The sequence below is a fragment of the Ruania rhizosphaerae genome (genome assembly GCF_009805705.1).
GTDB classification, from domain to species: Bacteria; Actinomycetota; Actinomycetes; order Actinomycetales; family Beutenbergiaceae; genus Ruania; species Ruania rhizosphaerae.
The window spans coordinates 23,690-36,179 of sequence record NZ_VSMB01000007.1; the positions used below are offsets into that span (position 1 = coordinate 23,690).

Consider the following 12,490-nt stretch of genomic DNA (forward strand, 5'->3'; position numbering starts at 1 on the left):
GAACACGGCGATCCTACCGGCCGAACGCCGATGCGCTGGTCGCCCCCGGGGTCAGTGCCGCCGCCAGCACGAGGCGCAGCGGGCGTGGTGTGCGATCGGGGCCGAGTGCGTGTACGAGTTCGGCGGCGTAGGCGATCTTCCGCCCGCCCTGGGTGCCGAGGAATCGGTGCAGCTGTGCGGTCACGTCCCGGTCCCGTTGGGCCGGCTGGCGGGTGAAGGTGTGGAATGCCTGCAGGTCCCCGGTGCGCTCGAGCACCTTCATCATCCCGGCGGTGCCCAAGGCGCTCAGCAGCTCGTCCTCGAGGTCCTGCTCGCACACGAAGAACCCCGCGTCCTCCAGTTCCTGCCTGCTCAGGTGCGCTGCGCCGTCGTAGGCTGCCACGGCACGGCTGTAGTAGCGCTCCTCACCCACGTCGCACATACCCCCCACGTACGGTCCCTCCCGACGGCGGAGCGCCCCGTCCGTACGTGCCTCACCCGGCGTGCGGGGCGGGCCGACCAGGGCGGCGAGGGCGCGGCGGATGTTGGTGGCGCCGCCGATGGGGCGGATCTGGACCGAGGCGGCATGCAGGTCGACGTCGAGCAGCTCGGCGAGCGTGTGCAGGGCAGCCTGGTCGCTACGACCCTCGACCAGCACCACCGACCGCATCGTCGATCAGGCGCGGAACGTCCGGCCGGTGAGGCGTTCGTAGGCCTCCACGTACCGGTCCCGAGTGCGGGCGACGACGTCTTCCGGCAGCGGCGGTGGGGGAGTGTCCGAGGCGCGGTCCCAGCCGGAGCCGGGGGAGGTGAGCCAGTCGCGGACGAACTGCTTGTCGAAACTGGGCTGGGCCCGGCCGGGCTGCCACTGGTCCGCCGGCCAGTAGCGGGAGGAGTCCGGGGTGAGAACCTCGTCGCCGAGCACGAGGGCGCCGTCGGGCGTGGTGCCGAACTCGAGCTTGGTGTCGGCCAGGATCACCCCGCGCTCGGCTGCGGTGCGCTCGGCGAAGGAGTAGATCTCCAGGGTGACCTGGCGCAGGCGGGTGGCGGCGTCGGCACCGATCCGGGCGGCGACCTCGGCGAAGCTGACGTTCTCGTCGTGCTCGCCGACCTCCGCCTTGGTCGCAGGAGTGAAGATCGGCTCTGGCAGCCGGGAACCGTCCGCGAGGCCGTCGGGCAGCGGGACCCCGCACACGGCACCTCCGGCGCGGTACTCGGCCAGTCCGGACCCGGTGAGGTAGCCGCGGGCGACGCACTCCACCGGGTACATCTGCAGGCGGCGGCAGATCATGGCCCGGCCGCGGACGGCGTCGGGTACGTCGAGGGAGACGACGTGATTGGCCACTAGTGGCTCGAGCTTCTCGAACCACCACAGGCTCAGTGCCGTGAGCACGGCGCCCTTGTCCGGGATCGGCGTGGGCAGCACGTGGTCGTAGGCGCTGATCCGGTCGCTGGCGACGACGAGGACGAGATCGCCAGCCGAGCTGTCACTGGGCTCGTACAGGTCGCGTACCTTGCCCGAGTAGACGTGCGTCCAGCCGGGCAGGGTCGGTGGCTGAGTGCTCTGGTCGCTCACGGGATCAGTGTTCCATGGCGGGCGCGACGCGTGCGGACGTCGCACTGCACCGGGCCGTCCCGCCGTCGCTCGGGCCGGATGCGACGTGTGCGGACACCATCGACGGCCGACAGCGATCTCGTGCCCGTAGTGGCACGGTGTGGCTGTGAGCCGTCGGTTCGGTACGCACGTCAGGTCGGACCCGGCATAATCGGCCCCGATGGACGATCTCGCCACCCACCCGATCGTCGCGCAGGTCGCTGCGGCGCTGCTCGACGCCGCCGGTGCGGATGCCGCGGCAGTCCATCTGGAGTGGTCGCAGGCGGGGACGCAGCACTCCGGCCGTGCCTATGCCGTGACCGGCGAGCGCTCACGCTGGGTCGAGGTCCCAGCCGAGGTGGGACCTGCGCTGCGAGAGCTGCGCGCCGCGACCGCGCAGCCGGGGTCCGGTGCCTGGTTGTCGGTGGTGATCCTCGCGCGCCGGGGCGCTGGCACCGAGGTGGTCGCGAACTACGACCAGCGCCCGTACTGGAATTCGACGGCAGCCTCGATGCTGGACGCCCCGGCGGGTGCGCCGGTGCCCGATGACCGGCGATGGGCGGCGGACCTGCGCCGCTTCCCTCGTGGCCGCGAGCACGTACCGGAGTGGCTGACTCCCGACGAGATCGCCGGTGAAGCAGTCGAGCAGCTACGGCGTGGCCTCGACGGGCGTGGCATCCCGCGGGCGGCGGTGGTGCTGCCCGGAGAACTCGATGACGTACGTGGTGTGGATGAGTCCGGTGAGGCCCATCTGCCCTTCGAGGGGACCGTCGAGGTGGTGCGTTATGGTGCCCGGCACTACGGCCTGCAGATCGCCGACTACGGTCAGCATGCGCTGCTGGGCGAGTACTACAGCGAACGCGCGGCGTGCGACGCGGCGTGGGCGTATCTGGCCGCGCCGATGCCGGCTCCGGTACCGATCGGTCAGGCTGAGCTGGCGGCGCGGGTACAGCACGCGCAGCCGAGCATGGCCGAACTGCACCGCCGCGTGAGGGCAGCCGGGCCGGGCGGCATCGTCACCAATCTCGCCACTGGTGTGCCCTATGACCGGATCGGCACCGTGGACGGTCTGTACTTCTTCGTCGGCGGTACGTCCTGGGAGCAGCGCTCGCTGCCGCCGTCGGCGCGTGGCCCCGGCGCCCAGGTGGAGACCTTCGTGGCCACCCGGCCGGTGGAGGTCCAGGCCGAGATCGCCCCAGCGTGGTTCGGGCAGCCCGGTGGGGGACTGCGCTTCCACGTCGAACTGCCCGCGCGGAGTGTGCGGGAACTGATCCGGTTGGGCGTGCTGCAGCAGGTGGCCGTCACGGGGTAGCCCCCGTCGCGCTCGAATCCCGCGACGGCGTTCGAATCCCGATGCAGGTGCCTCCAACGGGATTCGAACGGGGCGACGGGATTCCATAGAGGTCGCGCGGATAGGGCTGCCGTCGCGAGCGACGCAGCCAGTGCGTGCATCGCAAGGCGGAGGAGGGAGGCGTGGCGGAGCCACGTCGAGGCGACGACAACGCAGCGAGGTGCGTGCTGGGCCGACGCGTAGCAGGCTTCGCCTATCCGTGCGATCTCTTAGCGAGGTGGCGTGTGGTGCGGATGCGTGCGGGACTCCGCACACCCTCGGCATGGGGACACAGCAGGGGGCAGAACTACAGCACACTATGATGAGAATGGTTCTGATTACTGGTACGGTTTCGATCGGTTGCCCGACTCGTCCCACCCCCCCGACCCGGAAAGGAGTGGGCCGCATCCCTGACGCGGCCCGATCTCGCATGACCCTCACCTCTCGTCCCCGCGCCCGCTACCTGGCGCTTCTCGGCGTTCTCCCGCTGGCGCTCGCCGCATGCTCCTCCAGCGGTGACCCAGCCGACTCCACGCCGTCCACTTCGGCCTCCGAATCTGCCGAGGACACGGCACCCACGGAGCAAGCGACCGTCACGCCCCGCATCGTCATCACCTACGACGGTGGCCTCCAGGTCCTCGACGCCACCACCCTCGACGTGGTCTCCGACATCCCGCTCGAGGGCTTCAACCGGATCAACCCCGCCGGTGACGGCCGGCACGTCCTTGTCTCCACCACCGGCGGGTTTCAGGTGCTCGACGCCGGAACCTGGGGCGAACCGCACGGCGATCACGCCCACTACTACACCGCCGACCCGGCGCTCACCGATCTCGTCTACGAGGCCGACAAGCCCGGCCACGCCGTGGTCCATGCCGGGCGCACTGCGCTGTTCGACGACGGCACCGGCGAGATCGTGATCGTCGACTCCACCGAGATTGCCGACGGCGTCACGGACCATGCCCGTGAGCTCACCCTGCCCGCGGCACACCACGGGGTAGCGGTCGAGCTTTCCGATGGCACCCTGCTGGTGACCGACGGCACTGAGGATGAACGCTCCGGCGTCCGCGTGCTCGACGCCGACGGTGAGGAGATCGCCGCCATCGACGACTGCCCGGGCGTCCACGGCGAGGCCACCGCGGCGGATGAGCATGTGGTGATCGGGTGCGAAGACGGTGTGGTGCTCTACGCCGATGGTGAGCTGACCAAGATCGACAGCCCCGATGACTACGGCCGCATCGGCAACCAGGCCGGCTCCGAGGAGTCCGCGATCGTGCTCGGTGACTACAAGAGCGACCCCGACGCCGAGCTCGAGCGCCCGACCCGGATCTCCCTCATCAACACCGAGACCGGCGAACTGCAGCTCGTCGACCTGCCCTCCTCCTACACCTTCCGCTCCATCGCCCGCGGCGATGACGGCGAGGCACTCGTGCTGGGAACCGATGGGTCCCTCCACGTGATCGACGCCGAGAGCGGCGAGCTCACGCGCTCAATCGAGATCATGGACGCGTGGGAGGAGCCGCTGGACTGGCAGCAGCCCCGGCCCGCGATCCGGGTGCTCGACGGCACTGCCTACGTGAGTGACCCAGCCACCAACGAGATCCATGCCGTCGACATCGAGACCGGCGAGGTCTGGAACACCGCCACGCTCGAGGTCGCCCCGAACGAGATCACCCTCGTCTCCGGTGACGCACCGACCACCCACGATGAGGAAGGCGCTCACGAGGGTCACGACCATGGCGTTGAGGAAGAAGCCGACGGTCACGAGAGTGAGGCTGACGGTCACGATCACGACGCCGAGGCTGACGGCCATGACCACGAGGCTGAAGCCGAGGGGCACGACCACGACACGGAGGGTGACGGTCATGACCACGAGCGCGAGAACGAGTGACGTTGCCTGAGTTCTCCGGACGGCGACGGCCGGTTCGCAGGGTGCGGGCCGCCGTCGCCGGCCTCGTGGTGCTTCCTCTCACCCTCGCCGCGTGCGCGGCGCCCGAACAGCCCGACGAGGTGAGCGTGCTGACTGCCTTCTACCCGCTGCAGTTCGTGGCCGAGCGGGTGGGTGGCGAGGAGGTGGAGGTCACCAGCCTCACCCCGCCCGGCGCCGATCCGCACAGCCTCGAGCTGGCGCCGTCGCAGGTGGTCGAGCTCGGGGAAGCCGATGTGGTGCTCTACACCTCGGGCCTGCAGGCCGCCGTGGATGATGCGATCGACAGCCAGCCCCCGCAGCGGGTGATCGACGCGTGGCAGGCGGCCGGGATCGAGGCCGACCTGCTCACCGAGGATCCGCACTTCTGGCTCGACCCGACGTTGCTGGCGCCGGTCGGTCTGGCCGTGGCAGAGGAACTGGGAGCAGCCGACCCTGACCACGCCGAGGAGTACACCGCGCGGGCCGAGGAGCTGACAGCCGAACTAGAATCGCTCGACGCCGCCTACACCGACGGCCTCGACGGCTGCGGCGGCGCGCTGCTCGTTACCGCCCACGAAGCCTTCGGGTACCTTGCCGATCGCTACAACCTGCGGCAGGAAGGCATTGCCGGGATCGACCCGGAGAGGGAGGCCTCGCCGGCGCGCATGCGCGAGGTGGCGGCGCTGGTGGAGGAGTACGGGGTACAGACGCTGTACTTCGAGACCATCACCGCACCGGATGTCACCCTGGCACTGGCCGAGGAGGCCGGTGTCGAGACGGCCGTGCTCGACCCGTTGGAGAGCCCCCCGGATGAAGGTGACTACCTGAGCACCATGCGGGCCAACCTCGATGCGCTCGAGAGCGGCCTGGTGTGCGAGTGACGTTCGGCCACTGACGCCTCCGAGGGGTAGGGGCTGGTGCCGTCGAGGCGCCAGCCCCGTCGTCGCTGCGGACTTGTGCAGCGCGGTCGGTGCGGACCGGCAGCAATGAACCCGTGACAGGCAGGCGGTATCGTCCCGCTCGACCGAGGAGCGGACCATCTGCGCCGCGCCGCCGTTCGATCCACGGAGTTCCCATGACCCGCCAGCCTGGTCCGCCGGATGAGGCCACGCTCCGCGCGTGGCTCGCGATCGCCGTCGAGGAAGCCCGCACCGGGCTGGCCGAAGGTGGGGTGCCGATCGGCGCCGCGCTGATATCCGCCGAGGGTGAGGTGCTCGGCCGCGGCCACAACCGGCGTGTGCAGGACGGCGACCCCTCGTCGCACGGTGAGACCGACGCCTTCCGCAATGCGGGCCGGCAGCGCAGCTACCGCGGCACCACGATGGTCACCACGCTCTCGCCCTGCTGGTACTGCACCGGCCTGATCCGGCAGTTCGGGATCTCCCGGGTGGTGGTGGGCGAGTCCACCACCTTCACCGGCGGTCACGCCGAGCTCGAGGCGCTCGGCGTTGAGGTGATCGTGCTCGAGGACGCCGAGTGCATCGCGATGATGCGCGGGTTCATCGCCGACCACCCTGACATCTGGAACGAGGACATCGGCGAATGAGCGAGCCCGCTCGCTGTTGTCGACGGTAGTGGCGGGGCAGCTGGTGGAGGGAACCGCGCTGCGGTAGGTGCCATTGGTCGTCGCTGTGGTCACGCTGAGTCGACGAGAAGTGGCGCCTACCGTCGGTTCACGCGGCGTGAGGGACGCCGTCGTTGGCCTCGTCAGCCCTGGCGTGCCTTCAGTCGCGGGTTCTTCTTGTTGATGACGTAGGTCTTGCCGCGGCGGCGGACCACGATGGAGCCGGGCTGATTCTTGAGCGAGCGCAGCGAGGCGCGGACCTTCATGAGTACTCCGTATGTTGTGACGCGGTCGGGGAGACCGGATCTGGCTGCCAGGTAGCTCTGAGCGATGGAGCCTTCAGGGCTACCAGCTGGACTTGGTGATTCCGGGCAGTTCGCCGCGCAGGGCCATCTCCCGCAATCGGACGCGGGAGAGGCCGAACTTGCGTAGGTGCCCGCGCGGGCGGCCGTCGGCCACGTCGCGGTTGCGCACGCGGGTGGGACTGGCATCACGCGGGAGCTTGTGCAGGGCGCGCATGGCGGCCTCGCGCTCCTCGTCGCTGCGGTGGGGGTCCACCGAGGCCTTCTTCAGCTCGGCGCGCACGGCGGCGTACCGGGCCACGGTCTCCTTGCGCTGCTCGTTCTTGGCCACCTTCGAGGACTTGGCCATCAGCGGGTCTCCTCGAACTCGACGTGGCGGCGGATCTTCGGGTCGTACTTCGTGAGCACGAGCCGATCGGGGTTGTTGCGGCGGTTCTTCTCGGTGATGTACCGCACGCCGGTGCCGGCGGTCGATTCGATCACGACCTTCGGGCGCACATCGCTGGACTTCTTGGCCATCAGATGCGCTCCCCTCGTGCCTGAATGCGGGAGATAGCGGACTCGATGCCGATCGCGTCGATGGTCTTGATCGCGCGGGCGCTCAGCCGCAATGTGACCTTCCGGCGCAGGCTCGGCACCCAGTAGGTGCGCTTCTGGATGTTCGGGTTGAAGCGGCGTGAGGTGCGCCGGTGGGAGTGGGAGATCGTGTTGCCGAATCTCGGCACCGCTCCGGTGAGTTGGCAGTGTGCAGACATGAGACCATAATAGGAATCATTCTCATCCTTGTCCATCTCCCGTTCCCAGCAAGGAGTCCCATGTCAGCGTCGGTACGCCCCGTGGCCGTGCTCGCCACGATCGATCCCGTCGACCGGGAGGTCGCCCTGCTCAGCGCGCTCGCTGACCGGCCGGACGTGCCGGCGCTCGTCCACGACATCGATATCGAGGGTGACCAGGCCCGGCTGCGTCGCCGGGTGCTGCGCGGTCAGGACGTCGTCGAGGACGAGTGGGTGGAGTTGGAGCACGTCTGCCCCTCCTGCGCGGTTCGTGAGGATGCCGGACCAACCGTTGCCCGGCTCGTGCGCGCCGACGGCGTCGCGGGCGTTCTGCTCGCGCTACCACCCGGGGCGGAACTGCTCCCCGCCACCGCTGGGTTGACGGCCTCCCTTGCCGAGGCGGATGCACCGGGGGTGGTGGCCGCCGGCATCTGCTGCGTTGCGGCCGGGGTGCTTCCTGCCGCGCTGCTCGGTGAGGAGCAAGTCGCGGACCGGCAGATCGCGATCGCTCCCGACGACGATCGTGCAGTGGCCGAGGTGGTGCTCGGCCAGCTGCCGCCTGCCGATCTGGTGATCCTCGACGGCGGAGCCCAGGGTCAGGGCCGTGACCTCGCCGATGCCTTGCGTCGCCACGGCAGCGAGCTGGTCACCGACATGCACGCCGACTGGCTCACCAGCGCGCTCTCGCTCCGACATGACCTCACCCACGCCGAGGCGCACCTGCATGCCACCAGCGCCAGCCCCGGTGTCGGTGCGGGGAACGCGCGGGTGGACGACCACGGATGGGTGAGCGAGTCCTCGGACGTGTGGACTCTCGACCTGCACACCCCGGTGGCGCTGCACCCGGGCAGGCTGCTGCAGCAGATCGACGCCGTCGCGAATGGGCCCCGGGTGATCTGGGGCCGGTTCTGGGTGCCGAATAGGCCCGACTCCGTGTGCGGGCTCTACGGTGGCGGGCGGCAGATCTCGGTCGGCATCGCCGATGCCTGGGGCAACCAGGAGTGCAGCACCCGATGGTTGGTCGTGGGTGCCGGGCCGGGCCGGGACGAGGTGCTCGCCGCCTTCGAGCGCGCCGTCCTCACCTCCGAGGAGGAGGCGGCCGGGTTGCTGCCGTGGTTGGACCGGGCCGACCCCCTCGAGCCCTACCTCGGGGCGCGCTCTGCATGAGGGCGACGCATGTTCCGGCCGGCCGCCGGCTCCACCCGAGCGCTCCCCGAGACAGACATCGCGTCCTGGGGCGTCAGGAGACTGTCTACGCGGTTGCGGGCAGTCACGTCACGACTGCTCGCAACCGCACAGTGCCACGTCCGAAGCGCGGCTCAGGGCAGCGGCGTGAGGGCGCCATGGAAATGACGCTTCCCGGATTGCTCGTTCCACCCGGCGTACTGCATCGACCCGCCCTCACGCCGCAGCGACAGGGCGACGGTCGAGGGCAATAGCACCGGCTTGCCGAAGCTGACGTCCCACGTGAACGCCTCCGACGGGCTCACACGTGCCGCATCGACCGCGGCCAGCGCCCGTGCTGCCGTGTACATCCCGTGCGCGATCGCCCGCGGGAAGCCGAACGCCTTCGCCGTCAACGCGCTCAGGTGGATCGGGTTCCGGTCCCCGGAGACCTGCGCGTACCGGCGGCCGGTATCCCGCGCCAGGCGCCACCGGACGGCGGGCTCACCGTAGCCCTCCGGCCACGGGTCGCTCGACGTCGCCGAGTCCGTCTCCAGTAGCGCCAGGCCCGGCAGCGTCTGCCCCTTGGCGAGATAGGTCGAGCGCCCGGTCCACGCCGGGTCGACGTCCTCGGAGCGGGTGACCTCCACCACCAGATCCACCTGCGTGCCGGAGCGGTGCGCCCGCAGTCGCTCCGCCCACGCCCGGACGGTCAGCTCGTCGCCTATCCGCACCGGCTCCCGCTGACGCACCGAATTCGCCACGTGCACCATCCCCAGCAGCGGCAGCGGGAAGTCATCCCGGGCCATCACCGCCATCGCCAGCCCGAACCCGGTCACGTGCACGAAGCCGGCGGGCAGCACATCACTGGCCGGCTCACCGAGCAGGTGCTGGTAGGCGGTCAGCTGTTCAGCGTCCGGTCGCACGCCGTCCACGCGGTAGGTGACCTGCGGCGTCGTGGTCGGACCACGACCGGGCGCGCGCACCATCAGCCTGGCGGACTTCGCCAGGGCGTTCGCATACAGGCCGCCGAGGCCAGGGACCGCGGAGAGCAGCTTCTCGGTGGCCGGTGCGCTCATGGTGTCCTCCAGGCCACGGTGCGGGGTGAGCCGCGTCGGCTACCGTCCTCGACTGCGCCGAGACCGAGCATCACTGGCCCACCAGGTTCTGCCCGCACACCCGCAGCACCTCGCCGTTGATCCCACCCGCCTGCGGGGAGAGCAGGAACGCGATCGTCTCGGCCACGTCCACCGGTAGCCCGCCCTGCTGCAGCGAGTTCGCACGCCGGGCGATCTGGCGCGGAACCGGCGGGATCTTCGCCGTCATCTCGGTCTCGATGAAACCGGGCGCCACTGCGTTCGCGGTCCCGCCCTGCTCGGCGAGCCGTGGTGCCAGCGCGCGGGTCATCCCGATCACCGCCGCCTTCGTGTACCCGTAGTTCGTCTGCCCACGGTTGCCGGCGATGCCCGACGTCGAGGCGAGTGAGACCAGCCGCAGCCCCTCCGGTCCGAGGTCGTCTGCCGCCAGCAGTTGCTCGTTGATCCGCAGCTGCGCGGCGATGTTCACCGCCACGACCGCATCCCACTTCTCGGGTGTCATATTCGCGAGCATCTTGTCGCGCAGGATCCCGGCGTTGTGCACGACGGCGTCCAGTCGCCCGTGCCGGGAGCGCGCCAGTTCCAGGATCCGCTGACCTGCGTCCTCGGACGTGATGTCGAGCTGCAACGCCGTCCCGTGCACCGTGTTCATCACCTCGGCAAGCTGCTCACCCGAGGCCGGCATGTCCACCCCGATCACGTGCGCGCCGTCCCGCGCGAGCACCTGTGCGATCGCCGCACCGATGCCGCGGGCGGCACCTGTCACGACGGCGACCCTCCCCTCCAGGGGACGTGTCCAGTCCGCTGGGGTTGCGCCGTCGGGCGTGGTCACGTGGATGAACTGACCCGAGACGAAGGCCGACCGGGCCGAGAGCAGGAAGCGCAGTGCCCCGGCGACGCTCGGGGAGTCGGAAGGGACGCCGTCGGAGATCACGATCCCGTTGCCGGTGCCACCGGCCCGCAACTCCTTGGCCACCGACCGCAGGAATCCATCCACGCCGTGGCGGGCGGCCGCGACCTGCGGCTCGGCTCCCTCGGCGGGCCGGGAGATGGTGACCACCCGGCCGCTGGGAGCCAGTGAACGCAGCGCACCGCCGAGGGCGAGGGCGAAGTCGCTCATCTGCTCCGGGTGCTCGAGTTCGGTCAGCACCAGCACGAGTGCCCCGACCTCATGCTGCGGGAGCGTGCGGTGCACGTCCAGATCCCAGCTGAGCAGCGCCTCGGCCGTGGCGTCGGCCTGTGCCCCGGTACCCAGGAGCAGGACCGGTCCGGGCAGGAGCGGGTGGTCCACGGCGTCGGTGTTGGTGCGGCGCAGCCGGGCGGGCCGGGGCAGGCCGAGCGTCTTCGCCACCTGTTGGGTGGCTCCGGAATTGACGAGGTCGAGGTAGGTGTCGCTCATCACGCCTCCAGGATCATCGCGACGGCCTGGCCGCCGGCAGCGCACACGGAGATCAGCCCGCGCACGGGGACTGATGGTGCCGCGCCGTCGTTCAGCTTCTTCTGGTGCAGCAGTGCTGCGAGGGTTCCCACGATCCGGGCGCCGGTCGCGGCGAACGGGTGGCCCGCGGCCAGCGAGGAGCCGGCGACGTTCAGGCGGGATCTGTCGACCTCGCCCAGGGCCGGCAGGCCGACCTTCGAAGACATGAACTCCTCGTCGGCCCAGGCGGCCATGGTGGTGAGCACGGTGGAGGCGAATGCCTCGTGGATCTCGATGAAGTCGAAGTCCGCCAGTCCGAGCCCCTGTCGTGCCAGCAACCGCGGCACGGCGTAGGCACCAGCCATCAGCAGACCCTCCTCGCCGCGGGCGAAGTCCACGGCCGCCGACTCGGCGTCGACCACGTGGGCCAGCACCGGCAGGCCGCGCTCGGCGGCCCAGGCGTCGGTGCCCAGCAGCACGGTCGCGGCGCCGTCGGAGAGGGGGGTGGCATTGCCTGCCGTGATGGACGCATCTGCGGCGTTGGCGCCGTTGGTCCCGAACACCGGCTTCAGCTTGGCCAGTTTCTCGGCCGTGGTGTCGGCGCGCAGCGACTCGTCCCGCAGCAGCCCGCGGTAGGGGGTGATCAGGTCGTCGAAGAGACCGTCGTCGTACGCCGCGGCGAGATTGCGGTGGGAGGCGAGCGCGATCTCGTCCTGAGCCTCGCGGGTGATGCCCCAACGGCGGGTGGTGATCGCCTGGTGCTCGCCCATCGACAGTCCGGTGCGCGGCTCGTTGACATTCGGTGCCACCGGGGCCAGATCGCCGGGCCGCAGGGCTGTGAGAAGCCCGAGGCGCTGCTGGATCGTCTTAGCGCGGCTCAGGCGCAGCAGGGTCTTGCGCAGCCGGTCACTGACCACGATCGGGGCGTCGGAGGTGGTGTCCACGCCGCCGGCGATGCCGGAGGAGATCTGCCCGAGGGCGATCTTGTTGGCGATCGCCCACACCGTCTCCACGCTCGTTCCGCAGGCGCGCTGCACGTCGAAGGCGGGAGTGTGGGGGTCCAGTCCGGAGCCGAGCACTGCCTCGCGGGTGAGGTTGAAGTCGCGGGAGTGCTTGAGGACGGCCCCGGCGGAGACGTCGCCGAGGCGTTCGTCCTGGAGGCCGAACCGGGCCACCAGTCCGCTGAGTGCGGCGGTGAGCATGTCCAGGTTCGAGGCGGAGCGGTAGGCCCCGCCCGCCTTGCCGAACGGAATCCGGTTGGAGCCGATGACGGCGGCCCGTGGGTTGGTCTGTTCCGGTACCGCCGGGGTGGTGTTCTCGGGCGTCGATGCCATGGGTGGTCCTCGCAGTCGTGTGTGGATGCC

General features: G+C 70.2%; 14 protein-coding genes. 5 read left to right on the forward strand and 9 right to left on the reverse strand.

Annotation, left to right across the window (positions count from 1 at the left end; genetic code table 11):
• Window positions 1-13: 13 nt before the first annotated feature.
• Window positions 14-640 carry a TOPRIM nucleotidyl transferase/hydrolase domain-containing protein gene (locus FV560_RS11045; protein ID WP_420853364.1) on the reverse strand — a complete coding sequence of 209 codons (627 nt, stop codon included), beginning with the start codon at window positions 638-640 and terminating at the stop codon, window positions 14-16.
• A gap of 15 nt (window positions 641-655) precedes the next feature.
• Complete coding sequence (locus FV560_RS11050) at window positions 656-1,555, reverse strand: phosphoribosylaminoimidazolesuccinocarboxamide synthase (RefSeq protein WP_159621601.1); 900 nt, start codon at window positions 1,553-1,555, stop codon at window positions 656-658.
• Between the two features lie 199 nt (window positions 1,556-1,754).
• Here FV560_RS11050 and FV560_RS11055 point away from each other — a divergent pair, with 199 nt between their 5' ends.
• From FV560_RS11055 to FV560_RS11070, 4 genes are all read left to right on the forward strand, one after another.
• Window positions 1,755-2,885: a TNT domain-containing protein gene (locus tag FV560_RS11055; RefSeq protein WP_159621602.1), complete on the forward strand. Its 1,131-nt coding sequence runs from the start codon at window positions 1,755-1,757 to the stop codon at window positions 2,883-2,885.
• A gap of 448 nt (window positions 2,886-3,333) precedes the next feature.
• Window positions 3,334-4,791 carry a zinc metallochaperone AztD gene (aztD, locus tag FV560_RS11060; protein ID WP_159621603.1) on the forward strand — a complete coding sequence of 486 codons (1,458 nt, stop codon included), beginning with the start codon at window positions 3,334-3,336 and terminating at the stop codon, window positions 4,789-4,791.
• Window positions 4,792-4,793: 2 nt separating this feature from the next.
• Window positions 4,794-5,690, forward strand: a complete 897-nt coding sequence (locus tag FV560_RS11065; RefSeq protein ID WP_159621604.1) for a metal ABC transporter substrate-binding protein — start codon at window positions 4,794-4,796, stop codon at window positions 5,688-5,690.
• Between the two features lie 194 nt (window positions 5,691-5,884).
• A complete protein-coding gene (locus FV560_RS11070; RefSeq protein ID WP_159621605.1) occupies window positions 5,885-6,355 on the forward strand; it encodes a nucleoside deaminase in 471 nt (156 codons plus the stop codon).
• A gap of 161 nt (window positions 6,356-6,516) precedes the next feature.
• Here FV560_RS11070 and ykgO read toward each other — a convergent pair whose 3' ends face one another.
• The 4 genes from ykgO to rpmB all read right to left on the reverse strand — a co-directional run bounded on the left by ykgO (window position 6,517) and on the right by rpmB (window position 7,430).
• Complete coding sequence (gene ykgO, locus FV560_RS11075; protein ID WP_089773214.1) at window positions 6,517-6,639, reverse strand: type B 50S ribosomal protein L36; 123 nt, start codon at window positions 6,637-6,639, stop codon at window positions 6,517-6,519.
• A 79-nt stretch (window positions 6,640-6,718) separates the two neighbouring features.
• Window positions 6,719-7,024, reverse strand: a complete 306-nt coding sequence (gene rpsN, locus FV560_RS11080; protein WP_159621606.1) for a 30S ribosomal protein S14 — start codon at window positions 7,022-7,024, stop codon at window positions 6,719-6,721.
• Window positions 7,024-7,194 carry a 50S ribosomal protein L33 gene (rpmG, locus tag FV560_RS11085; protein WP_159621607.1) on the reverse strand — a complete coding sequence of 57 codons (171 nt, stop codon included), beginning with the start codon at window positions 7,192-7,194 and terminating at the stop codon, window positions 7,024-7,026. Before rpmG ends, rpsN begins: the two co-directional genes overlap by 1 nt.
• On the reverse strand, window positions 7,194-7,430 hold the full coding sequence (gene rpmB, locus FV560_RS11090) for a 50S ribosomal protein L28 (RefSeq protein ID WP_159621608.1): 237 nt from the start codon (window positions 7,428-7,430) through the stop codon (window positions 7,194-7,196). The genes rpmG and rpmB overlap by 1 nt, the downstream gene beginning before the upstream one ends.
• Window positions 7,431-7,490: 60 nt before the next feature.
• Here rpmB and FV560_RS11095 point away from each other — a divergent pair, with 60 nt between their 5' ends.
• The gene (locus tag FV560_RS11095; protein WP_159621609.1) at window positions 7,491-8,615 is read left to right on the forward strand and encodes a CobW family GTP-binding protein; all 1,125 of its coding nucleotides are present in this window, start codon (window positions 7,491-7,493) and stop codon (window positions 8,613-8,615) included.
• Window positions 8,616-8,767: 152 nt separating this feature from the next.
• On the opposite strand, the gene FV560_RS11100 is transcribed toward FV560_RS11095, so the two are convergent.
• The 3 genes from FV560_RS11100 to FV560_RS11110 form a co-directional block, all read right to left on the reverse strand.
• Window positions 8,768-9,691, reverse strand: coding sequence for a MaoC/PaaZ C-terminal domain-containing protein (locus tag FV560_RS11100; RefSeq protein ID WP_159621610.1), 924 nt, complete (start codon window positions 9,689-9,691; stop codon window positions 8,768-8,770).
• Between the two features lie 70 nt (window positions 9,692-9,761).
• The gene (locus FV560_RS11105; RefSeq protein WP_159621611.1) at window positions 9,762-11,108 is read right to left on the reverse strand and encodes a 3-oxoacyl-ACP reductase; all 1,347 of its coding nucleotides are present in this window, start codon (window positions 11,106-11,108) and stop codon (window positions 9,762-9,764) included.
• Window positions 11,108-12,460, reverse strand: coding sequence for an acetyl-CoA C-acetyltransferase (locus tag FV560_RS11110; RefSeq protein ID WP_159621612.1), 1,353 nt, complete (start codon window positions 12,458-12,460; stop codon window positions 11,108-11,110). Before FV560_RS11110 ends, FV560_RS11105 begins: the two co-directional genes overlap by 1 nt.
• Window positions 12,461-12,490: the final 30 nt, after the last annotated feature.

What these genes read in the sequence shown, in the direction of transcription:
- FV560_RS11105 (WP_159621611.1), bottom strand. Translation starts at nt 11,108, where the DNA reads ATGAGCGACACCTACCTCGACCTCGTCAATTCCGGAGCCACCCAACAG.
- ykgO (WP_089773214.1), bottom strand. Translation starts at nt 6,639, where the DNA reads ATGAAGGTCCGCGCCTCGCTGCGCTCGCTCAAGAATCAGCCCGGCTCC.
- rpmG (WP_159621607.1), bottom strand. Translation starts at nt 7,194, where the DNA reads ATGGCCAAGAAGTCCAGCGATGTGCGCCCGAAGGTCGTGATCGAATCG.
- rpsN (WP_159621606.1), bottom strand. Translation starts at nt 7,024, where the DNA reads ATGGCCAAGTCCTCGAAGGTGGCCAAGAACGAGCAGCGCAAGGAGACC.
- rpmB (WP_159621608.1), bottom strand. Translation starts at nt 7,430, where the DNA reads ATGTCTGCACACTGCCAACTCACCGGAGCGGTGCCGAGATTCGGCAAC.
- FV560_RS11110 (WP_159621612.1), bottom strand. Translation starts at nt 12,460, where the DNA reads ATGGCATCGACGCCCGAGAACACCACCCCGGCGGTACCGGAACAGACC.
- FV560_RS11055 (WP_159621602.1), top strand. Translation starts at nt 1,755, where the DNA reads ATGGACGATCTCGCCACCCACCCGATCGTCGCGCAGGTCGCTGCGGCG.
- FV560_RS11095 (WP_159621609.1), top strand. Translation starts at nt 7,491, where the DNA reads ATGTCAGCGTCGGTACGCCCCGTGGCCGTGCTCGCCACGATCGATCCC.
- FV560_RS11070 (WP_159621605.1), top strand. Translation starts at nt 5,885, where the DNA reads ATGACCCGCCAGCCTGGTCCGCCGGATGAGGCCACGCTCCGCGCGTGG.
- FV560_RS11100 (WP_159621610.1), bottom strand. Translation starts at nt 9,691, where the DNA reads ATGAGCGCACCGGCCACCGAGAAGCTGCTCTCCGCGGTCCCTGGCCTC.
- aztD (WP_159621603.1), top strand. Translation starts at nt 3,334, where the DNA reads ATGACCCTCACCTCTCGTCCCCGCGCCCGCTACCTGGCGCTTCTCGGC.